The sequence below is a fragment of the Photobacterium galatheae genome (genome assembly GCF_000695255.1).
Classification (GTDB): Bacteria; Pseudomonadota; Gammaproteobacteria; order Enterobacterales; family Vibrionaceae; genus Photobacterium; species Photobacterium galatheae.
On record NZ_JMIB01000026.1, the window covers coordinates 1 to 21194 of the forward strand.

18 protein-coding genes are annotated in these 21194 nt (G+C 47.1%); 16 read left to right on the forward strand and 2 right to left on the reverse strand.

Annotated elements, in window-relative coordinates:
* Positions 1 to 178: 178 nt before the first annotated feature.
* Positions 179 to 1501: a tetratricopeptide repeat protein gene (locus EA58_RS12365; RefSeq protein WP_036753184.1), complete on the reverse strand. Its 1323-nt coding sequence runs from the start codon at positions 1499 to 1501 to the stop codon at positions 179 to 181.
* A gap of 496 nt (positions 1502 to 1997) precedes the next feature.
* Here EA58_RS12365 and EA58_RS20975 point away from each other — a divergent pair, with 496 nt between their 5' ends.
* The 8 genes from EA58_RS20975 to EA58_RS12405 all read left to right on the forward strand — a co-directional run bounded on the left by EA58_RS20975 (position 1998) and on the right by EA58_RS12405 (position 10691).
* On the forward strand, positions 1998 to 2651 hold the full coding sequence (locus EA58_RS20975; RefSeq protein ID WP_051642057.1) for a LuxR C-terminal-related transcriptional regulator: 654 nt from the start codon (positions 1998 to 2000) through the stop codon (positions 2649 to 2651).
* 271 nt (positions 2652 to 2922) lie between these two features.
* Complete coding sequence (locus EA58_RS12375) at positions 2923 to 3396, forward strand: hypothetical protein (protein ID WP_036753189.1); 474 nt, start codon at positions 2923 to 2925, stop codon at positions 3394 to 3396.
* A gap of 101 nt (positions 3397 to 3497) precedes the next feature.
* Positions 3498 to 4037, forward strand: coding sequence for a hypothetical protein (locus EA58_RS12380; RefSeq protein WP_036753192.1), 540 nt, complete (start codon positions 3498 to 3500; stop codon positions 4035 to 4037).
* 61 nt (positions 4038 to 4098) lie between these two features.
* Positions 4099 to 4803, forward strand: a complete 705-nt coding sequence (locus EA58_RS12385; RefSeq protein WP_036753195.1) for a fimbrial biogenesis chaperone — start codon at positions 4099 to 4101, stop codon at positions 4801 to 4803.
* A gap of 17 nt (positions 4804 to 4820) precedes the next feature.
* Positions 4821 to 5537, forward strand: coding sequence for a fimbria/pilus periplasmic chaperone (locus tag EA58_RS12390; protein ID WP_036753198.1), 717 nt, complete (start codon positions 4821 to 4823; stop codon positions 5535 to 5537).
* Positions 5534 to 7984 (forward strand): fimbria/pilus outer membrane usher protein, encoded by a 2451-nt coding sequence (locus EA58_RS12395; RefSeq protein ID WP_081819643.1) that lies wholly within the window; start codon positions 5534 to 5536, stop codon positions 7982 to 7984. The genes EA58_RS12390 and EA58_RS12395 overlap by 4 nt, the downstream gene beginning before the upstream one ends.
* On the forward strand, positions 7981 to 8901 hold the full coding sequence (locus tag EA58_RS12400; protein WP_152548011.1) for a hypothetical protein: 921 nt from the start codon (positions 7981 to 7983) through the stop codon (positions 8899 to 8901). The genes EA58_RS12395 and EA58_RS12400 overlap by 4 nt, the downstream gene beginning before the upstream one ends.
* Positions 8902 to 9302: 401 nt before the next feature.
* On the forward strand, positions 9303 to 10691 hold the full coding sequence (locus tag EA58_RS12405) for an FAD-binding oxidoreductase (protein ID WP_036753207.1): 1389 nt from the start codon (positions 9303 to 9305) through the stop codon (positions 10689 to 10691).
* A gap of 81 nt (positions 10692 to 10772) precedes the next feature.
* On the opposite strand, the gene EA58_RS12410 is transcribed toward EA58_RS12405, so the two are convergent.
* Positions 10773 to 11219, reverse strand: coding sequence for a DUF3429 domain-containing protein (locus EA58_RS12410; RefSeq protein ID WP_036753210.1), 447 nt, complete (start codon positions 11217 to 11219; stop codon positions 10773 to 10775).
* A gap of 236 nt (positions 11220 to 11455) precedes the next feature.
* Between EA58_RS12410 and EA58_RS12415 the strand changes: the two genes are divergently transcribed.
* From EA58_RS12415 to tssG, 8 genes are all read left to right on the forward strand, one after another.
* On the forward strand, positions 11456 to 11878 hold the full coding sequence (locus EA58_RS12415) for an organic hydroperoxide resistance protein (RefSeq protein ID WP_036753212.1): 423 nt from the start codon (positions 11456 to 11458) through the stop codon (positions 11876 to 11878).
* Positions 11879 to 12394: 516 nt separating this feature from the next.
* Positions 12395 to 14383 carry a serine/threonine protein kinase gene (locus tag EA58_RS12420; RefSeq protein ID WP_152548012.1) on the forward strand — a complete coding sequence of 663 codons (1989 nt, stop codon included), beginning with the start codon at positions 12395 to 12397 and terminating at the stop codon, positions 14381 to 14383.
* On the forward strand, positions 14380 to 15930 hold the full coding sequence (tssA, locus tag EA58_RS12425) for a type VI secretion system protein TssA (protein WP_036753218.1): 1551 nt from the start codon (positions 14380 to 14382) through the stop codon (positions 15928 to 15930). Before EA58_RS12420 ends, tssA begins: the two co-directional genes overlap by 4 nt.
* Before the next feature lie 27 nt (positions 15931 to 15957).
* On the forward strand, positions 15958 to 16455 hold the full coding sequence (tssB, locus tag EA58_RS12430) for a type VI secretion system contractile sheath small subunit (RefSeq protein ID WP_036753221.1): 498 nt from the start codon (positions 15958 to 15960) through the stop codon (positions 16453 to 16455).
* 11 nt (positions 16456 to 16466) lie between these two features.
* The gene (gene tssC, locus EA58_RS12435) at positions 16467 to 17945 is read left to right on the forward strand and encodes a type VI secretion system contractile sheath large subunit (protein WP_036753223.1); all 1479 of its coding nucleotides are present in this window, start codon (positions 16467 to 16469) and stop codon (positions 17943 to 17945) included.
* 68 nt (positions 17946 to 18013) lie between these two features.
* A complete protein-coding gene (gene tssE, locus EA58_RS12440) occupies positions 18014 to 18424 on the forward strand; it encodes a type VI secretion system baseplate subunit TssE (protein WP_036753225.1) in 411 nt (136 codons plus the stop codon).
* An 11-nt stretch (positions 18425 to 18435) separates the two neighbouring features.
* Entirely contained in the window at positions 18436 to 20184 is a 1749-nt protein-coding gene (gene tssF / locus EA58_RS12445) for a type VI secretion system baseplate subunit TssF (RefSeq protein WP_036753228.1), read from the forward strand.
* A complete protein-coding gene (tssG, locus tag EA58_RS12450) occupies positions 20181 to 21179 on the forward strand; it encodes a type VI secretion system baseplate subunit TssG (protein ID WP_036753231.1) in 999 nt (332 codons plus the stop codon). Before tssF ends, tssG begins: the two co-directional genes overlap by 4 nt.
* The last annotated feature ends 15 nt before the right edge of the window (positions 21180 to 21194 follow it).

Sequence of the window (21194 nt, forward strand, 5' to 3'; positions counted from 1 at the left end):
AATCCCTATCTCTCCGCCACATTCGAAGAAACCGCTGAACTTTCAGCGGTTTTTTTTCATCTGAATCTTCGCCAGAGCCGTGATATCAACGCAATTGGGTGATGCTTATACCATATCGTTAGTGACTGCCTGATGAATCAGCCGTCATTTTCATGAGGCGAATCGGTTAGTCTGGCATTCAGTTCTGCTCCATTGCAGCTCTGGAAAGAAAGTTCAGATTCATGGCGCTGTGAGGCTTTAATGCCAAACGTTCATTCGCGAGAGCTTGCGCAAAGTTTCTCATACCGCCTCGTAAAGCTGCCTCTGTCAACGTCAGATCGATGATATCGCGCTGAGCATGACTGCCACCGAAGCGATTCGAGATGTAACGCGTACTGTAGAGCTGCTCTACAGCGGCTTGATAGTCTCCATTCCAAAACGCCTTAAATCCTTTAATCAGAGGCAATCCAATTTGATGAGCCCATATTGCGACCTCCTTCGACGAGCGGCTCTGTGACTGGATGATGGTCAGGAGCCGTTCTATGTCTTCATTTCGTCCTGCCCCCAAATAGGCCATCACGGCATGCCAGTCATTGAATGGGTACAGTTTCCCATCCGCATGTTGATCCCACTGATTCGCCAGCTCCTGCCAGCGGTTACCCACATTACAATCGAATAATTCCAGTCGCCACAGTAGTGCTGAGGCGTCTACCATGTCTAGGGCAACACGGCTGCGATCTTCACGAACTGGCCCGTCATAGAGTGCAAGCGCTGTGTCGAATTGACCCAGATCCAGATAATAAAGTGCGAGGTGCCACCAATTATGGACTTTGAAAAAGTTATCCTCACCAGACCAGTAGGACTCTCTGGTCGTCATCCAACCGATGCCGTCCTGGACACGCCCCTGCATCTCCATGACATGGGCCACGGCATGGTGCGCCCAGCAATCAAGGGGTTCCATCTCAATCGCCTGACGTCCGGATTCTTCTGCTTGCGCATAATGACCACATTCTTCTAAACCAAAGGCGTGCATGCCAAGCAGGATGGCGTAACCCGGTATCTCAGGAGACCACTGACGCAATACACGAGCGATTCTGTCACGCAGGTTTCTTGAATTTGCCCGATAGAAATCGATCAAATGGCCAATCTGCAAGCCAATCAGGTCGTGTGGGTAGGTGATATTATGGTGATCTAATAGGGCGGCTGCCTTGCTCCAGTTGCCTTTAAGCAAATGATTCAATGCGTTGATATGGGATTTTTCTCTTTCATTGACGGGTAGTGCCTGTGCTTTTTCAAGCATTCCCTGAGCGGCACTAATCGAACTGGGTTCTGTCGCCATCGCGCACAGATACGCTTTGAGTATATAAGCCATCCCAAAACATGGCGCTTGCTCAATGGCACGGTCTAATAAATGAAAAGGATCACCACGATAGAGGTTGAAAGTCGTCACAGCCCTGTCATAGAGCTGTACCGCTTCTGCCGACGCGCCTGACAAGTTGTTACCTTGCTGATCGGATAACATAACTGACTCCCCTGAGTGGACTGCTGCTTATAGTGCGAATCCCACCTAAGTGTAGCCAATTGCAAATCGATTTTTCCGTTGATGCCGGGGAAGATGCCGTCTGAAATCAGTGATCACTGACGTGTGGACTTTGATCAGCTCTTCTCTGAATCACCGCTCGCTTATCTGGCAGCAACAACATTTGGACATAAGCTGCTGAGAGTCGATCGCTTACCTTGACCGGATCGGCTGTTGATTCAACGATCGCGAATGAAAATGTCAGAGACGGGATGCGTATAACAGCGAAAGCTAAAGTATTGATATTTTGTGTGTACTTTTTTGTGTTATCCGTTTCAGAGGCGATCTGTCTATTCAACAAAAAATGTCATTGGCTGATTGAAATCTTATTTTTATTCAATGGATTACTTTCTGTTGTCTTAATTTCTCACAATTGAGATGTCTGGATTTATTTGTCAGGTAGATAATTACATGGATTGAGTGATATAGGAAAGCAGTCATGAGTCGTAATCCTCAGTTTGTGTTGTTTTCAGACAAAAGCATTCATTGCGATGCACTCTGTAATATATTGAGAAAAAATGGTGGCTTTGAGTTATTACACATTGCTGATGTTCAGCAACTAGAACCCATTGTCAATCAAGGTCATGTCACCTTGATTGTTGACACGAAAGCATCAGATATAGACATGATTCATAACTTGATTCAAAGTCACTGGCTACGGCCAGATAAAATTGTGTTGTCTAATGTGAGTGCTCACTATGATTATCGGGATGTTCTAGCATGGCCACAGTGTTGCGGTGTATTGATTCAGGATGCAAGCTATCATTGTTGGCTTGAAGGCTTAAAAAAAGTTGCTACCGGTGAATTTTGGTTCACGCGTAAGGTTATGGCCGATATGATTGCTTCATATCGTAACCAGGGGAATGCTGAGCCGATAAAACAAGACAGGAAATCATTAAATTTAACCAAAAGAGAAGAAGATATTTTGAAATTGATTATTCAAGGGGAAAGTAATGCCAAAATTGCGGAATCCTTATTTGTCAGTGAAAGTACAGTGAAAACACATTTATACAATACCTTTAAAAAGATTGATGTGAAAAATAGAAGGCAAGCCCGGGATTGGGCGAGGGAACAATTATTGTTCGAATATTGATCATCGGTATTTTGAATCAGGGAGCTTGTCTCCCTTTTTTTGTGTCTGAAATTTCTTGGTATGAATGGTATTTTTTTGTAAGTTAATGATTTGTAATTGTTTATATGTGTCATGAAATGATGTGCTTTTGCCTTTCATAAGGAAGTGATGATTTATCAAGAAGTTCCGTGATTTAACCTTGGTTCTACTTTAAATCATACTTTTCTCATACTTTATATTGAGAACCACGATCTAAAATAAAAATAAGCGAACGGGAGATGGTGTTGGAAAGATGGCAAACATCAAGATTCATAAAAATAAGTTGGTTTTGTTGCTCTGCTTCTTCTCTTCAACAGCGATATCCGGTGAAGCGGTGAAATTAAACTTGAAGGGTAAAATCAGTCAGAAATGCAGTATTTATCATATGTCAGACCTGATTGATTTATCCAGACGTGAAACGAAAACTGTCGCATTTAAGTTTTATTGTAACTCACCATTTGATATTTCTGTTACATCGCAGAACGGTGGGTTAAAAAATGGAAATTATCTGGTTCGGTATCATTATGCATTGGATATTCCAAAAGCCGGAATAAGCATTCATGGTGATAGCGAGAAAAGTGTGATGAACGCGAAGATTGTGAATGTTGAGAAAATTCCTTTCGACAGCAGAGGAGAGATAAAAGTTAGCTTGATGGATCAATTAGAAATATCAGGGCATTACCAAGAAATACTGAGAATAAATTTATATCCAAAGCGTTTTTTATGAATATTGAATGTGTTGTATCCATTGAGTATTCATAATTTCAAAGCAGTAAAAAACAATAAAATATCCTTAATGTATGTAAATTAGTAGTTATGGAGTATGTTATGAATAAGTTCATGTTATCTGCAGCAGCTGTTATTGTTCTTTCTTCTCTGTCTATGTCTGTCAGTGCTGGTGAGCGTTCACATGGCCCACGTGATGGAAGAAGCTGTAATGGCGATGTGTGTGACTTGAAAATTATCGCTGAGGTTGAAGAAAAATGTTACTGCTCATTTGAAGGGCGTGACTATGTCAACCTGGGTAAACTGAATGCATGGCGACCAACAACATCACAGCCTAAAAAACTGCGTATTTACTGTAATACACGTAAAGCAGATGTTCAGGTGAGAACAAAGAACGATGGCTTGAAAGGCCTTCATGATCACTATGGTGATGAAGATGTTGATTACATCATCAAAGCGGGTGGTTATCAATTTGACACTAACGCAGATGGCCACAAAGGATATCAGATGTTCGCAAATAACTTTATGGGCGATTATTTGAATATCATGATTCAAAGCAAGCCATATAACTTTAAGAAAGTGAAACCAGGTCATAAATTTGACATCGCTTACTTCAAAGTAACACCAGTGAAATACTATTAATAACGTTATGGCTTGAAAATGAGTGGGAGCAATGCTCCCACTTTTTTCAAAAGGAGGATGTATGCGTTGGCTTGTATTGTTGTTGCTCTCTTTTAAATGCTTTGCTTTCGGAATTATGCCTGTGACGGTCGAAATTGGTGCATCTGGCAGTAAAGCACAGCAGAAATTTACTGTTTCTAATCAGTTTGAAACACCATTGCAGGTCGAAGTCGTTCCGCTGCAATTAGAGTGGAAAGATGGCCGCTATCAGGCCGTGCCGGCGGATGAGGACATCCTGATTCTGCCAGATACTGCTGTGATCGAACCCGGTGCCAGCCAGGCAGTGATGGTACGGTATCTCGGCGAACCAGCTTTATCGCGCTCAAAAGCTTATGTCATTCAGTTTAATCAGGTCATGACGGAAAATAGTCAGAACGAACAGGCCGACGGAAGTTTGGTGTCTATGGCTGTCAGTTATGATGCTGTGGTCACAGTCGCGCCAAATAAGGCGACCTCAGATTTACAGCTTGCCAGTGCCAAATCGCTTGGTGATGGTCAATGGGAAGTCTTGATTGAAAATGCAGGCAATAAACACGGCTGGGCAACGAAAGCGGATTGGATTATCCAGACCGACAAGGGACCAGTAACCATCCCGGGGAAAGAAATTGCCAATCACATGGATGCAACTTTTTTTCCACCTCTGAGTGCAACCAAGACTACATTTAAGTTAAACAAAGACATAGCGATTAGTCGTCAATTGTCACTTGAAGTGAAAAACACAAACTAGGTTGCAGGGGAAATGGAATGAAATGGATTTTCATCGCGCTTTTATTCAGTAGCGTAGCCAGTGTATGTCAGGCACTGGAAGTTGGTCCTCTGGTCCATGAAATCCAGTCTGATTCCGCAATGCGTAGCAGCAAAGTTACGGTCAAAAATAACTCTGCCAACACCCAGTTGGTCGACGCACAAGTGATGGCACTGCATTTTGACAAGAGCGGCTATACTGCCGCTCCAGTCACTGGCGATGAAATGATTGTGACGCCACCAGCATTTAAAATTGAACCCGGTCACAGTCAGTCACTGATGGTGGTTTGGAGTGGCGGAGAACCCTTGAAACAATCGCGGAGTTACAGTGTGCAATTGTCTGCGATAAATCAGAAAACAGGAGAAACACGAAACAATATTGCAATACTGATTAATTATAATGTGATTGTGCATGTGTCCAGCAAAAAGCATACCGCCAATATTCAGAGTCTACCGATTCAAATTCATCAGTCAGAGCATCGTATTCAATTTGTTGTGAATAATCTTGGTACAAAATATACAAAATTAAGTCACTACAATCTTGAATTTAGAAATCAGGAAAAATCAGAACCGTATCGATTGACAGGTGAACAGATTGCCAACAGTGAATATGATGTTTTTATTCCGGCAAAACAAGCGACTGAAATTCACCTGCCGAAGATTCTTTTTTCAGATCTTCAATTTGATCAGGTAACACTTGAACCGAGGTTGCCATGAGGTTGAGACTCAGTGTGTGTTTTATCGCGATCATGATCCTGTTTGTCAGGGTACCCTTTGTTGATGCAAGCACCGATCTGGTCACGCCGAGAGTCATTACCTTCACAAGTCTGCTGAACTTTTATGGTCAGCCCGTTGGGGAGGTGATGGTGAAAGTCACGCCAAAAAAGGAGCTGTTCATTCAATATGACACCATTGAGCCCTTCCTGAAACAGAAGCTGAATGAAGACGCCTTGATCAAGGTTCAAACTTTCGTTCAGGACGGCTATCTGAATAGCGCAGATTTGGCAGCCCACCAGATGAGTGTCGAACTCAGCGCAACAACATTAGAAACGGCGATTACGATTCCGAAAGAATTATTGAAAGATAGCGGACTTTATCTGTTCCAGACCGATGGAATCATTGCGAATACCGTGAAAGCAGATGATCTCAGCGGTTTTATGAACTACTACCTTTCTGGCAGTTATTTGACCGGTGGGGGGAATGGAGAGGACTGGTTCTCCAGTAATGTGCTGGAAACCGGTTTGCGTTATCAGAAATATAATCTGTTTAATGATTTCTCACTGGATGTTGGTGGCGGAGAAACTGATTTTTATCGTTTACTGTCCCAGCTTACTTATGATTTTCCTGATGAAGGGACACGGATTACGTTGGGAGATTTGTCGTTTCAGGCTTTTGGATTTCAAAGTGGTGAGAGTATTCTTGGGCTGAATGTCAGCCGAGATTTTGGTGTCATACCGACGAAAAACGTCCGCCCGATAGCCAATCAGAAATTTGTACTGGAGCGAGCCTCATCCGTCGATGTGTATATTGACGGTGTATTAATGCGAAGTATTCGCCTGGCACCCGGTGCTTACGATATTCGTGACTTACCTTTGACGACAGGGGTCAACAATATTCAATTGGTGATCACTGATCCTTCCGGCCGGCAAGAAGTGATCAACTTTAATATCGCAACTGGGATCAGCTTACTCGCTGCCGGGGAATATGAATACTCGGCCTCTCTGGGGGTGGGCAGTGAGCTTTCAAATAATCAATTAGAATATGATACGGATGACTATATATTCTCTGTCGGTGGAGACTATGGGATTACTGAATCCTGGACAGCCGGATTGAATTTTCAGGTAAGAAAAAACATTTTTCAGTTTGGTGCGACAACAGGCTTTGGAACTGAACTGGGGTTGTTTGGGGTGGAAGGTGCCGTCAGTCAACATCAGGCGCTTGATACAGGCTTTGCTTTACGCTTGAAATATGACGCCTTTTTTGACTCCGATGTTCATTCATTGAATGCACAGTATGAATATTTCACGCCTAAATTTACAACCATCAGTGACACAGGCATTGATAATTTTGTTGAGAATCCAAGTGGTGTCGAGCATCGTTTTGATGTGTTTTATAACCATTTGTTATCAGAGCGTTTATCCGTCGGGATGTCAGCGAATGCAAGATATCTTTACGGAAATAACTTTGACTATGCACTGAGCCCTTCCATGGCTGGGGTTTGGTTTGATACACCTGCGAGCTGGAATGTTCGCGTGACTTATGAAAAAGATGAAGACCCGGAAACCGATGAATGGCGTTTTTTTGTTTCAACAACCATTCCAATTGGTGCGTGGTTGAACCCCAATCATCAGATGAGTGCAAGTTACGACTCTGTCGATCAGCGTTCCCAACTGAGATATAGCTATAATCAAAATACCGGGACTGTGGGTGGTGTTGGTGTGTTTGCATTGGCGGAGAATAATGAAGATGAAGATTTTGTCGGCAGCTTATCCGCGAACTATACCGGGAACCGATATCTGCTGACGTTTGATCATGACAGTCTGGTTGATATTGACGGAGAGTACTTAACGCTGAACCGCCTCGGTGTTCAAGGTGCACTTGCATTCAGTGGAAACCGTGCCGCTGTTGGCCGGCCAATCAGTGATTCGTTCGCAATTATTAGTGTGCATGATTCGTTAAATGAAAGCCCTGTGATGGTGAATAAGGAAGTGGATGGCAGCTATGCGGTGCGTTCCGATTTTCTGGGGCCAATGCTTTTACCGGATATCGTGTCTTATCGCGCCCAGCGGATAGAGTATGACGTTGAAGACTTACCGATTGGGTATGACCTCGGGGAAGGCGGATTTACAATTAATCCAGAGCATGGTAACAGCTATCGTTTAACCATTGGATCGGATGCCAATATCACCGCACTGGGATATTTGTATCACGCAGATGGACAGCCTGTGCCTTTAACAGAAGGGAAGGCGGTACACCAAAGTGACCCTTCGTTTGCAACGATTGACTTTTTCACGAACAGTAAAGGTCGTTTTGCGATTTCTGGTCTGAAACCGGGCCAGTATCAGGTCAGCGTCTTCAGCAATCCCCCGCATGAGTTTAACCTTTCCATTCCAGACGATGCTGAGAACATTATTCGATTGGGTGACATAAGGGTAGAAAAATGATGATGAAATCGTATCTGATGTTTTATGTCCTTGTTGTCGCTGTATTTTCAGGCGGTCATGCATGGGCTGCGTCAAATTGTAATCTTTCTCTGCAGAACATTCGCCTGGAGAATACGGGCAAAAATGTGACTTATGATATCTTTGAAGCCGGCAGTTTTGCGCTGATTCAGAATCATCTGATTGATATTAAAAATAACAGTAGTGATTTAACCTGCGATACCGTGGTGCTGATTCAACCCAAACAAAACTTTTTCGCCGGTTCTCAGCGCGGGCAGCGGCTGGAATATCAGATCCTGTCGGGCAGAAATTCGGCCTCGATTTATGAAAATGGTCTGGCGATGGTGGTCAGAAATCTGAAGCCCAAAGAAAAAAGAACGCTTTCCTATCAATTGAAGTTTGCTGCGGGCCAATATGTTTCTCATGGTCCGTACCGAAACTTGTTTGACTATTCGGCCGTCGAATTCCCGTTGAATCGAACCAATGTTTATGATGAGACGGCGTATGACTTTCAAGTCCGTGTGAATAAATCAGCGAAAATCAGCTTATGGGGAACCAATGAGCGGTATCAGTACACGGTTGATTTTGGCGAGCTGGAAACGGGCAAAACCCTGCAGCTGGCCCCTCAGCTGCTGGTTCAAAGTACGGCAGACTATGCGATAGATTTCCAGTCTGAAAATCATGGCCATCTTCGTCATCGTTCCGGTGATTCGACATGGGATGTCGACTATGACTTTTTTGTGAATCATCGTCCGATATCTCTGACTGCCGGTGGACACAGATCGCGCTTCAGGCAACCGGCCAGTGCCGTCGGAGACCGGTATTCCATGATGTTCCGTGTCGGCAATGTGAATTCGAAACCAGCCGGACAATATGAGGATGTCATCACCATTACTGTCACGCCATCGCTTGTTCATTAGACCATTCATTCGAACACGTTTGGGATCATTATCTGAAAAGGCGCAACAGGGACAAGAGGTGTCGATTCGCAAGCGCTGCATGCAGTTTGTCTCGACACAAGTGTACAGGGTTTGTCTCTGTCAGCGCCGACCTCTCTCAATAACTTGCCTTCTGTCTCAATAAGGGACAGCACCATCAGAGCGTTTGCGTTTTACTCATTAAATGGTTGAGAAGCAGGAGCCTGGTTTGGCTCCTGAAAGTGTGTCTGCGGCACCAGAATCATGTGTTGTGTCATCAACTTGAGCGGTGAGTTTGGCGACATGGCATGAAGACAGCGGAGCTCAGGTTTTTTGAGACTGAATATTTTCCGAATAGACGGCGGTGGATGCAGCGCGAGGTGAAACAGAATTGGAGGCAAGGTATGAGCCAGCTAGAGGCCGTATCCATCGAGAGCTTCAAAAAACACTTTCAAGGGAAAATCGTGCTTCCCTCAGATGATGACTATGATGAAGTCCGTCAGATCTGGAACGCGATGATTGACCGAAAACCCGCCATCATTGCGCGTTGTCTGTCTGCGGAATGCGTAGTGCAGGCCGTGAATTTTTCGCGAGAGCATGATCTTCTGCTGTCTGTGCGTGGTGGCGGACACAATATTGCCGGGAACGCCGTATGTGATGGCGGCTTAATGATTGATATGTCGCTGATGAATGCAGTACATGTGAATCCCAATACCCACAGGGTGCTTGTCGAGCCCGGATGTATCCTGGGGGACGTAGATGCTGAGGTTCAGAAGCATGGTCTCGCGACGCCGTTGGGCATTAATTCAACGACTGGGGTTGCAGGTCTGACACTGGGCGGTGGATTTGGGTGGTTAAGCCGCCTTTATGGCATGACCGTTGATAATCTGCTGTCAGTCCATGTGGTTACAGCCAGTGGGACGCAGCTTAAAGCCAGCGAAACTGAAAATGCTGATCTGTTCTGGGGGATCCGGGGTGGCGGCGGTAATTTTGGTGTCATCACGAGCTTTGAATTCCAGCTCCATCCGGTTGGCCCTGATGTGTTGAGCGGGTTGATTGTCTTCCCCTTTGATCAGGCGAAGTCAGTACTGACTCAGTTTGCAGAGTTTACACAATCGATGCCGGAGGCACTGAACGTCTGGATGGTGACCCGTAAGGCCCCACCACTGCCATTCTTACCGGAAGCGGTTCATGGTCAGGAAATTGTCGCTTTGGCTCTGTGTTATTTCGGCGACCCGGCTGAAGGGGAAAAACTGATTGCGCCGCTGCGCAGTTTCGGGAAAGCACATGGGGAACATGTTGGTGTGCAACCTTATACGGCCTGGCAGCAGGCGTTTGATCCCTTGTTAACCCCAGGTGCCCGGAATTACTGGAAGTCACATAATTTCACAAGTCTCAGTGAAGATGCCCTCGATGTGCTAATTGAATATGCCGGAAAGCTGCCTTCACCTCATTGTGAAATTTTCATTGGGACCATTGGCGGACAGACCACTCGGGTCGCACCGGATGCGATGGCTTATTCAAGTCGTGATGCAAAATATGTCATGAACGTTCATGGCCGTTGGGAGACCCCGGAAGAAGATGAAGCCTGTATTGGCTGGGCGCGGGAATTCTTTGCAAAATCTCAGCCTTACGCCAGTGGTGGCGCTTATATTAACTTCCTGACTCAGGACGAAAGCGATCGGGTTGCATTTGCGTATGGCGAAACCTATACACGGCTGGTGGAACTCAAGAAAAAATACGATCCGAATAATCTGTTCAGAATGAATCAAAATATCAAACCCGATGCGTGAAGTGACCGTGAGCGCCGAAAGTCCTCCTGAAATGGCGGTCTCTCGGCGTTGTTCAGGTTGCGGATCAGGCTGTGGATCTCGTTAAGTCAGCATGAGAACGGCGTGTAGCAGGATAACAGCAACGGTCAGCCTGCTGCGCAGCGGTTGATATTCCTGAGGATTGTTTTCTCTTTCCGTCTGCCGGATCAGTTTTTCTGCAAACCAGATGGCCAGATAGCCCATCGCCAGCAGTCCGGCAGCGGTCAGTTCATGTTTATTGCCCTGCAAAATTGCGCCCCAGGCCAGCAGGACAAACAGATTGCTCAGGATCAGCGCATTCCGACTGAGCTGATGGGCGATATGATCAATTGCGTTGCCCCATAAGATCCCGGATAAAAAACTCAGTATGACGGCACTATAGGCGATGAACATCTGTTGTCCGGACAGGTGAAAGAGCCTGATATCTGTCATGGCCAGCAGCAGGGTCGCCACAAAAGGCAGCAGGCCAAGATACCCGAGCCTTTTCATCAGGGTGTTGGGGGCTTGCATGGTGCCTCCTTCAGATAATCAGCATCGTCAGTGTCAGTTATTTTTCTTCCATAACTATAGTTTCGGTCCCTGCTTCGTGCTGAGCCTTCACCGCCATCAGACGAAGACTCAGCTACAGTTAGAGCTACTGGTGACGTGAATCGTTGCGAGAAGGAGAGGATGTAACAAACGACAGGCTTTGCAGGCAGCGGTCATTGCGCTTGTCTGAAAGCACATTGACTGACTGGAGAAATCGAATGAAGGTTCTGTATTCAACAAAAGCAACATCGACTGGCGGGCGTGACGGTGCTTCCCAGACCGAGGACGGCAAATTGAAAGTGCAACTGAGCACCCCAAAAGAACTGGGTGGTGCAGGTGGCAGCGGAACGAACCCAGAGCAACTTTTTGCGGCGGGCTATTCGGCCTGTTTTATCGGGGCAATGAAATTTGTCGCAGCACGGGATGGGATCAAACTTCCGAATGAGCCCAGCGTGACGGCGCAGGTTGGTATTGGTGAAAATCCTAAAGGTGTGGGTTTCGCGATTGATGTCGAATTACATATTGCATTGCCGGGCCTGGATCGTGATGCCGCAACACAATTGGCAGATAAAGCGCATGAGGTTTGCCCGTACTCAAATGCGACACGGGGGAATGTCCGTGTTGAACTGGTGATTGTTTAAACGAACCATTTTGGGTAATCCTGCCGCGTTTGGCATTGTTGATGTCGTGGGCTCAAATGAGCCCGCTTTTTGTTTTCACGCGGGTGTTTTATACAGGGCCGATTGAGGATGGATATTTGTTTGCTTTTATTTATTTTTGTTTGTTGAGAGAAAGGGCGGAAATTAATCTTCCGGAAGAGAACGACTTATTCTTTTGTTTGTATTTGAGCCATTAAAAATTCATGCGACGAACCTCTGAAAATATTAAATTTATTTTTCATGGTATTGAAATATCAGAGAATTTAAAAACCGATCGGCTCAGTGAAAAATATTTGTGAGGAAGGTCAAATTTAATGTTTTGTTCAGGTTTATCCCATGGCAGGTAAGGGATAAAGGCATGTTTCATTATGAGCTTTTTTATAGTCAAAATGACTTTTTTGACCATCGAAAAGTCGGAATTGAAATAGGCTATTGAAATGCTTTATAAGAGAACTCTAAACTCTGGTCATCGATTCATTTTATGGCTGGTATATCCCTTTGTCTGAGTCTGGCAATCAAAAAGTGTCTGCGATTGATGGTGTGATTCATCGCGCGCTCATTAAAAAAAAGAAACGTCAAAAGGCATTGGAGCTTGCAAGCAAACCTTCTCTTGAAGAAAGCCTGCGGGCAAGGTTCGTGATTCTCGAAACAATGACGAAACCGGGTCGTGGGACTGTTGTGTACAAGCTGGCTGATAAAGATGATCCCAATCAAGTCCTTTGCTGTAAGTCTATTTTAGAGCGGGGGAACGAGGCGGCGGAAAATGCGCTCCTGAGTGAAGCAACCAAGCTTGAAGTCTGTCAGCACCCGAATGTTGTGAAATTTATAAAGGTTGGGCATGAATTTACCACGCCTTATTTTTTCATGGAGTGGGTCAGTGGCGAGAATCTGGCTCAGAAAGTGAATCGTCACAGCAACGGGGGGTTCCGTGCGGATCACATCGCCTGGTTGATTTATCAGTTGGCGGGTGCGTTGGACTATGCGCATACCCAGGGCGTGTGCCACTTGGATATCAAGCCTTCGAATGTGCTGATTGGTGCTGACGATGCGGTTCGCATGGTCGATTTTGGCGCAGCGCAATATGTTGGTGAAAGCAACGAATATGTCGAGGCCAGCCTGAGTTATGCCTCACCTGACTATATCCGGACCGGTATCGGACAACCGGAAGATGATGTGTATTCACTGGCGGTGATGACGTACTGCTTGTTCCTTGGGGTGGCAGCCAGTGCTGATATTGGCATGGTGATTCAGGGGCAGAAGCGGCCTGTGGTGATCCCGCCGCATGCATGGAAAGCCATTAAAGCCGTGATCACGAAACCTCGTTATCACGGTTACTCGCCGATTCAGTTCGCGCAGGTGCTGGGCCAGATTGATACCGACACACCACTGTCAAATGCGCCTATTTTCAACAATATGCGAAATGCCGATCTGGTTTTGAGCAAGAAAAAGGCCGATGTATTCAGTGCCATTGATGGCTGGAAGTCACTGGAAATCACCCTGATTGGTGCCACTTTGGTGCTGGTTGCCTTTCTGGTGATTCGCAATGTTTTTTCTTTTGCATTTGAGCTGAATTCATCAGCGCCGGTCAAGCCTGCCAGTTTTACGTATGACGGTCAGGTGTTTCAGCCGGATGATACATCCTGGTTTACTTATCAGTTTCTGAATGAGTTTACCTCCGAGACCCCCGAGCTATCCAAGACGGCTATCTCTGTGGTTGAAGCATACGATCGCAAAAAATCGGAACGTGAAAAACAGCTATATCAGCAGTTGAATCCTGTGTTTGAAGACGAGCGTCAGGCCGACATGACACGTCGTGAAGAACTGAATGCGGTGAAAAATGAATTGATCACCATTCGCCGCCTGATGCAGGGCGGGCAGGCTGGGGACAGTGTTCACATTGAAAAGCAGCTTTCCAGTGCGCAGGCCAGGGTGAATGCGCTCCTGCAAAACGAAAGTTTATACAGTGAAAATGCAGTAACCCCTGAAGAAGCCTTGAATTTACTGGAAGTCGGGGATGTGGTGTTTGCCCGGAAAGCGTTTGAATCTGCCTGGCAGAAAGCGACGGCACACGCTTATTACTATGCACACGAAGTGCGTTATCAGACGGTGGTGAAGGTACTGGCACGTGTTGCCTCGCTGATGGATGAAACCAAGTTTAAAGATGCATCCAGCCTGATCGAAAACGCGCAGGAAGTTTTTCCCGAGAGCGAAGAGATTCGCCAGATGGGAGCCTTACTCTATGCGCGCCGAGGGGAGTACATTCTCCAGCAATCACTGCACTCAGATTTAGTCGTCGATAAAAGCATTATTCAACAGGCTTATCAGGACGTGAAAACCTTTGCACCTGAGCGGCTGGAACAAGTGAAAGCGCAGTTGAAAGAAGAAATTGCGCAGGGGAGTGAGTCCAGATTTAAAGCCGGCGCACTGAGCATTAATGCCAAGAATGTCACGTCCATTGTTTTGCCGGATTGGGAGTGGGAAGCATGAGTGATTTGAATACTCGGCTGGATGCACTGTTGTCTCCAATCAGTGCAGATCAGCCTGTGGGTGAAGATGCCCGCTATGAGCTTTGTTATGAGCTGATGGAAGCTGAAGTCAAGAAGTTTGGTTCATTGTTTGGTGAAACAGTTGACTGGCTGGAAGTGGAGAAGCAGGCCGAGATTGTCCTGCTGCAACACAGTAAAGACTTGAAAGCCATGGCTTATATCGCCCGTGCCTGGGCGGAACATTATGGCAGTGCGGGCCTGAAAGCTGGTTTGGTTTTGCTGAAATCCGCACTGGAACAGTTTGGCTCTGCACTGTATCCGTCACGTGCCCGAGCACGGGATGGTGCGATTGAATGGCTGGACAAGCAAATTGAGCTGGTTGCGCCAAAACTGGAGAACCCGGTTTATGAGGACCTGGATGCCAGTTCGGCGCTGTGTCAGGACATCGGCTTCGCCATGGGTGAAGTGTTTGAAGGTTCGGATGTTTCCTTGTTTAGTGCTCGGGATGCCTTGGCTGTACAAAGCCGCAGTCTGGGTGCTCCGGTAAAACCTGAAACGCAACCCGTTGTGCAACCGGCTGTACAGTCTGCGCCTGTTGCTGAAGAAAAAACTGCTGAGCCTGTCAAGCCAGCGGCTCCGGCACCGACAGCGGTTTCGCCGCCACCAAAACCGGCAACACCGTTAGCCAGTCCGTCCACGATGCCGAGTGTATCGCTCAGTGGTGACACCGATAAAAAATCGCTGGAGCAAATGGCAGAACACCTGTTGCATCAGGACCCGTCGATGCCACTGGGCTATCAGATCGGTCGATTTCTGACCTGGATGGCGGTCGATGAATTGCCGCCACACGACAGCAACGGAAAAACACCGCTTCGTTTGCCTGTAAATCAGGACACGCTCAGTGATTACGAAGCGGCGCTGTCAAACAAGGCGGTTGCAGATCATTACCGCCGTCTTGAGAAAAGTCTTCGCAATACGCCGTTCTGGCTGACCGGACATCGTCTGATCTCGGACATGCTGAAGTTGATGGGTTTTGAACAGGCGGCGGAGGCTGTGCGCGAAGAGACACGACGATTTATCACACGCCTGGAAGGCGTCGAAGGTCTGTCTTTTGATGATTTAACCCCGTTTGCTGATGAAGCGACGAAGCAATGGCTGGCTGCTGCACCTGCGGGTGCAGGCAGTGCTGTCAGTGAAGGGTTGTCTGAATTGCTGGGTGATTTAGACGGTGAAAATCTGGAAGGTGCAGTGCTGGGCCAGTTACTGGTTTCTGCTTCTTCCAAACTGGATGACGCCCAGTCCGGGCGCACCAGATTTCTCTTGCACCTGCAACTGGCCAAATTACTGCACAACAATGGCCTTCATAGTTTGGCGCTGCCACATCTGGAAGTTATTTGGCCAGAAAGAGAACGGGTTCATTTGAGTTACTGGGAACCGCATCTGGATACAGAACTGGAGCAGTTACTGTCTTCAACGCTGACTCAGATTTATTCACGGGAAGAGGCTTTTCCCGCCAAGTACAGAGAATGGCTGACAGCCGTTCATTAACATATAGCTGCTAAGTAAGGACAAATGATGTCTAAAGATGGTTCAGTCGCTCCGAAAGAGCGAATTAATATCCGATATGTACCTGCCACCGGTGATGCCCAGGAAGAGGTAGAGCTGCCCCTGAGTATGATGGTCGTCGGTGATTTCACCGGCCGTGATAATGAAACACCGATTGAAGACCGCGATCCGATCAACATCGATAAAGACAACTTTAACGATGTGCTGAGTGCTCAGGCACCGAACGTGAAAGTGAATGTCGCGAATCGTCTGAGCGATGAAGAAGGCGCGCAGCTGGGTGTCGATCTGACCTTCAAAAATATGAAAGATTTCTCGCCGGAAGCGATTGCCCGCCAGGTCCCGGAACTAGGCAGCCTGCTGGAACTTCGTGAAGCACTGGTGGCTCTGAAAGGCCCGCTGGGGAACGTTCCTGCCTTCCGGAAGCGTATTGCGCAGGTTCTGCAGGATGAAGACTCACGCAATAAACTGCTCAGCGAACTGAGCATCAATACAGACAACGAAGAATAAGCAGGTGCCGCATGACAACTGAAGCAATGACACCGGAACAGGATGCACAACTGGTTGAGTCCGGTTCTCTGTTAGACAGTATTTTAAATGAAACCCGCCTGAATCCATCGGAAGAAGGTTTTGATGTCGCCAAACGTGGTGTGGAAGCGTTCATTTCTGAACTGCTGAGCAAGAACATTTCCGATAAAGTCGATCAGTCGCTGGTTGATCTGATGATTTCAGAAATCGATCAGAAACTCTCGGCACAGGTTGATGAAATTCTGCATGCTGAAGAAGTTCAGGCGATTGAATCGTCATGGCGTGGCCTGAAGTATCTGGTTGATCAGACAGACTTCCGTGAAAACATTCAGATCGAAGTGATTTCCGCGAAGAAAAATGAAGTGCTGGATGATTTCGATGATGCACCGGAAGTGGTGAAATCGGGTCTGTATAAGCAAATCTATACCCGTGAATACGGTCAGTTCGGTGGTAAGCCGGTCGGTGCTGTGATCTGTGACTTTAAGATGACTGCTGCATCGCCAGATATCAAGCTGATGGAATACATGGCGAACGTGGGTGCGATGTCTCATGCACCGTTTATCACCTCTGCCGGCCCTCAGTTCTTTGGTGTTGACAGCTATGAAGCGCTGCCAAACCTGAAAGATCTGAAGTCTGTTTTCGAAGGTCCGCAATACACCAAGTGGCGCGGTCTGCGAGAGCACGAAGATTCCCGTTATCTGGGTTTGTGCACCACGGGCTTCATGCTGCGTTCTCCGTATTCAGTCGCGGATAACCCAATCAAGGCATTTGACTATAACGAGAATGTCTCAGCGAGCCACGATCACTATCTGTGGGGCAACTCGGCGTATGCACTGGCATCCCGTATTTCCGATTCATTCGCGAAATTCCGCTGGTGTCCGAACATCATTGGTCCTCAGAGCGGTGGTACGGTGAACGATCTGCCGGTTCACAACTTTGAGTCCATGGGCCGTATTGAGACCAAGATCCCAACGGAAGTGCTGGTGTCTGACCGTCGTGAATTCGAACTGGCGGAAGAAGGCTTTATTGCGCTGACCATGCGTAAAGGGTCTGACAACGCGGCATTCTTCTCGGCCAACTCGGTTCAGAAGCCAAAATTCTTCGGCAATACGCCAGAAGGCAAAGATGCAGAAACCAACTATAAGTTGGGGACGCAGCTGCCATATATGTTCATCATCAACCGCCTGGCACACTATCTGAAAGTGCTGCAGCGTGAGCAGATTGGTTCGTGGAAAGAGCGGACTGACCTGGAAATTGAGCTGAACAAATGGATTCGTCAGTACGTATCTGATCAGGAGAATCCACCAGCAGAAGTTCGTGGCCGTCGTCCACTGCGTGCTGCACGCGTTGAAGTCTCTGATGTTGAAGGCGATCCGGGCTGGTATCGTGTCTCACTGGCGGTTCGTCCGCACTTCAAATACATGGGCGCAAGCTTTGAGCTGTCTCTGGTCGGCAAACTGGATCAGAACTAATTGAAGGCGAGCGGTCGCTGTCAGGTAAGCCCGATGCTTCCTCGCAGGCCGGCCGCTCGAAATAAACGATGGATAAAGGTTACCGATTACTGGAACGCATTGAGCTGGGTGAGCCCAAAAACAGTTACGATACTGTGGGTTCGACACAGCACCTGATTGAATCCATTCACAATCATCTTGCAGATTTACTCAATACCCACACGGGGAATGCCATGATTGCGAATGATTACGGGCTGCCTGATTTTAATGATGTCCTGGCGGATAAATCGAATATTGTCAGAGAAATCAGAAACAGTGTGAAAAGTACCATTGAAAAGTATGAGCCCCGATTATCTGGCGTTATTGTCCGCTATATCCCCCATGTGGATAACCCGCTACAACTGAATTTTGCCGTGAGTGGCGAAGTGTTACATAACGACAAGAAAACCATGATGAATATCGACTTATCCGTGGGTGTCGACGGTAAGTTTTCTGTTTAGAGACGACGAACATGACCTATAGCAAGTATTTCCAGGACGAGCTCTCGTTTTTAAAAGAAGCGGGCTCAGAGTTTTCCAAAAGTCACCCGCAATTAACCAAGTTTCTCTCAGAAAACAGTAATGACCCGGATGTCGAACGGCTGCTGGAAGGCTTTGCTTTTCTGAATGGTAAACTTCGTCAGAAGCTGGATGATGAGCTTCCTGAACTGACTCAATCCCTGATCGCTTTGCTTTGGCCGCACTATTTGCGTTCAGTGCCTTCAATGTGTATTGCGCAATTCAGCCCCCATACTGGCAGTGTGTCGGAAAAGACGACCATCACGCGCGGGCATGAAATGGCCAGCCAGCCAGTGGATAATACGCAATGTGTTTTCCGGACTTGTTACGATGTTGATTTGCTTCCGCTGGAAATTAATTCGGTCACGCAGCATAACACACGTTCAAACAGTCACCTGAATGTGACGCTGTCGACAGACAGTGGCTCAGAGTTATCACGGATTGGGTTAGATTCCCTGCGCTTCCATATTCATGGCGAGTTGCATGTATCCCGCATTTTATACTTGTGGCTGTTTCGGTATCTGGACAGTGTGGATGTGCAGTTAGCTGGTGGCGGAAGTAAGCGATTACCCGCATCTTGCATTAAGAAAGTGGGTTTTGCCGATGATGAAGCACTGCTCCCTTACGGGCCGAATTCTTTTTCTGGATACCGTCTGGTTCAGGAATATTTCGCAATGCCCGATAAATTCATGTTCTTTGATGTGGACGGGCTGGAATGGCTTCAAGGGGTACCCAATCAGAGCACGATGAGCCTGGTGTTTAATTTCTCCAGATCTCTGCCATCAGAAGTGACGATTCGCCAGAAAAACCTGCGCCTGTTTTGTACACCTGTGGCGAACCTTTTCGAGCTGGATGCCGATCCGATTCGTCTGGATCATAAACGAACGGAATACCGTGTTCGGCCTCAGTCAAACACACAACACAACCATGAGGTGTATTCTGTCAATCAGGTGCGGGGCTGGAGCCCTGAAAATCGCCGACAGGTTGATTATCTGCCGTTTGAATCTTTTGAACACCAGCTAGGAATTGAGAGTCAGCAGCATTATTACAATGTGAAAGTGGCGGAGCATGTTTCCGGCAAAGGGCTGTCTCACTATATTTCTTTCTTTGATCACAACGCTGGTGTCGCGAATCTTGAGACGGAAAGCGTGCTCATCAAGCTGACCTGCACCAATGGTAAATTGCCGCAGCGGCTGGCACCGGGTGATCTCACCTTGACCACCCATAAGTCAACGAATAATGCAGATTTTACGAACCTGACGAAGCCGACGGTGTCCGTCAGCCCGCAAATCGACAGCAGTTTACACTGGCAACTGATTGCCAATATGTCGCTCAATTACCTGTCATTGATTGATGCGGATGTGCTGAAAATGATGCTGAGTATTTACGACTTTCACTCGCGTAGTGATCGTCAGTCCCAGCGCGCCTCGGCCAACCGGTTAAATGGGATCAAAGGTATCAGCATGAAGCCGGTAGAGCGGATCTTCCGTGGTCTTCCCATTCGGGGCAATGTGATTGAACTGCAAATGGACTCTTCCATGTTTGCCAATGAAGGGGATATGTATTTGCTGGTGTCGATTCTGAATGAGTTTTTCTCGTTGTATTCCAGCATTAACTCATTTTCCGAGCTGGAAGTGGTGGATGTCAAAACCGGTGAAATCTACCGCTGGCAAAGCAATCAGGGTAAGCAGGCAGTGATATGATCGACAAGATTGAACAATCCAGCCATGAGTATGCGTTCTTCCAGGCGGTTTATCTGCTTGAAGCGCATGCAAGAAAGAAGAATCCGGCACAGTTCAAATCTGCGGGTCTGGCAAAGACACAGTCTGAAGAATTTATCCGCTTTCGCGTTTCACCAGAGTTGGGTTTTCCACGGTCGGATATTGCACGGTTTGAAACTGTCTCTTGGTGTGACCAAGAGGTGCCTAGCCTGACAGTCAACTTTGGGGGGCTGCACGGGACAGGCTCGCCATTGCCGACAGCTTATACGGAAAAGCTGGCCGGAAGAGAAGGAGAAGATAACCCGGTGAAAGATTTCTTTGACTTCTTTCATCATCGTTATTTATCGAATCTCTACCGGATATGGAAAAAGTACCGATACCATGTGCGTTACGAATCCGGGGCTGTCGATCCGCTCTCCCGGAATCTGTTTAATCTGGTCGGTATCTCTTCTGATCTCAGTGAAGAAAGTGACTTTCATTTTGACAGGGCAAAACTGCTTTCTTACATCGGTCAGTTATCTTCCAGAACCCGTTCTCCGAATCTTGTCTCTGGGGTGGTAGCACACTGTTTTAATCTGAACAAAGTCAGTATTGAGCAGTGGGTGCCGCGAAGAGTTAAAATAGCACCTTCCCAATTAAACCGGCTGGGTCATGTGAACTGTGTTCTTGGGCGGGATTATCACTTGGGTGATCACCTGACGGATATCACCGGGAAGTTTAATCTGGTTTTTCATGATTTGAACTTCGAACAGTACTGTCATTTTTTACCCGGTGAACAGGGTTATCTCTTGCTGAAGGAATTGATGCGTTTCGTCTTGCGAGATCCAATGGCCTGGGATTTGAAAATGGAAGTGCGCAACAATGACTTGCCAGCCAGTATTTTGGGCGAGCAGGGAGCGAACCGGCTCGGGCAGGTCAGTTGGCTGGGGAATGTACAGGGTGAAAAACAGACGGTTGTTGTGATTGGTGCGATCTGATGATTGCAGCAGTGC

What these genes read in the sequence shown, in the direction of transcription:
- EA58_RS12365 (WP_036753184.1), bottom strand. Translation starts at nt 1,501, where the DNA reads ATGTTATCCGATCAGCAAGGTAACAACTTGTCAGGCGCGTCGGCAGAA.
- EA58_RS20975 (WP_051642057.1), top strand. Translation starts at nt 1,998, where the DNA reads ATGAGTCGTAATCCTCAGTTTGTGTTGTTTTCAGACAAAAGCATTCAT.
- EA58_RS12375 (WP_036753189.1), top strand. Translation starts at nt 2,923, where the DNA reads ATGGCAAACATCAAGATTCATAAAAATAAGTTGGTTTTGTTGCTCTGC.
- EA58_RS12380 (WP_036753192.1), top strand. Translation starts at nt 3,498, where the DNA reads ATGAATAAGTTCATGTTATCTGCAGCAGCTGTTATTGTTCTTTCTTCT.
- EA58_RS12385 (WP_036753195.1), top strand. Translation starts at nt 4,099, where the DNA reads ATGCGTTGGCTTGTATTGTTGTTGCTCTCTTTTAAATGCTTTGCTTTC.
- EA58_RS12390 (WP_036753198.1), top strand. Translation starts at nt 4,821, where the DNA reads ATGAAATGGATTTTCATCGCGCTTTTATTCAGTAGCGTAGCCAGTGTA.
- EA58_RS12395 (WP_081819643.1), top strand. Translation starts at nt 5,534, where the DNA reads ATGAGGTTGAGACTCAGTGTGTGTTTTATCGCGATCATGATCCTGTTT.
- EA58_RS12400 (WP_152548011.1), top strand. Translation starts at nt 7,981, where the DNA reads ATGATGATGAAATCGTATCTGATGTTTTATGTCCTTGTTGTCGCTGTA.
- EA58_RS12405 (WP_036753207.1), top strand. Translation starts at nt 9,303, where the DNA reads ATGAGCCAGCTAGAGGCCGTATCCATCGAGAGCTTCAAAAAACACTTT.
- EA58_RS12410 (WP_036753210.1), bottom strand. Translation starts at nt 11,219, where the DNA reads ATGCAAGCCCCCAACACCCTGATGAAAAGGCTCGGGTATCTTGGCCTG.
- EA58_RS12415 (WP_036753212.1), top strand. Translation starts at nt 11,456, where the DNA reads ATGAAGGTTCTGTATTCAACAAAAGCAACATCGACTGGCGGGCGTGAC.
- tssA (WP_036753218.1), top strand. Translation starts at nt 14,380, where the DNA reads ATGAGTGATTTGAATACTCGGCTGGATGCACTGTTGTCTCCAATCAGT.
- tssB (WP_036753221.1), top strand. Translation starts at nt 15,958, where the DNA reads ATGTCTAAAGATGGTTCAGTCGCTCCGAAAGAGCGAATTAATATCCGA.
- tssC (WP_036753223.1), top strand. Translation starts at nt 16,467, where the DNA reads ATGACAACTGAAGCAATGACACCGGAACAGGATGCACAACTGGTTGAG.
- tssE (WP_036753225.1), top strand. Translation starts at nt 18,014, where the DNA reads ATGGATAAAGGTTACCGATTACTGGAACGCATTGAGCTGGGTGAGCCC.
- tssF (WP_036753228.1), top strand. Translation starts at nt 18,436, where the DNA reads ATGACCTATAGCAAGTATTTCCAGGACGAGCTCTCGTTTTTAAAAGAA.
- tssG (WP_036753231.1), top strand. Translation starts at nt 20,181, where the DNA reads ATGATCGACAAGATTGAACAATCCAGCCATGAGTATGCGTTCTTCCAG.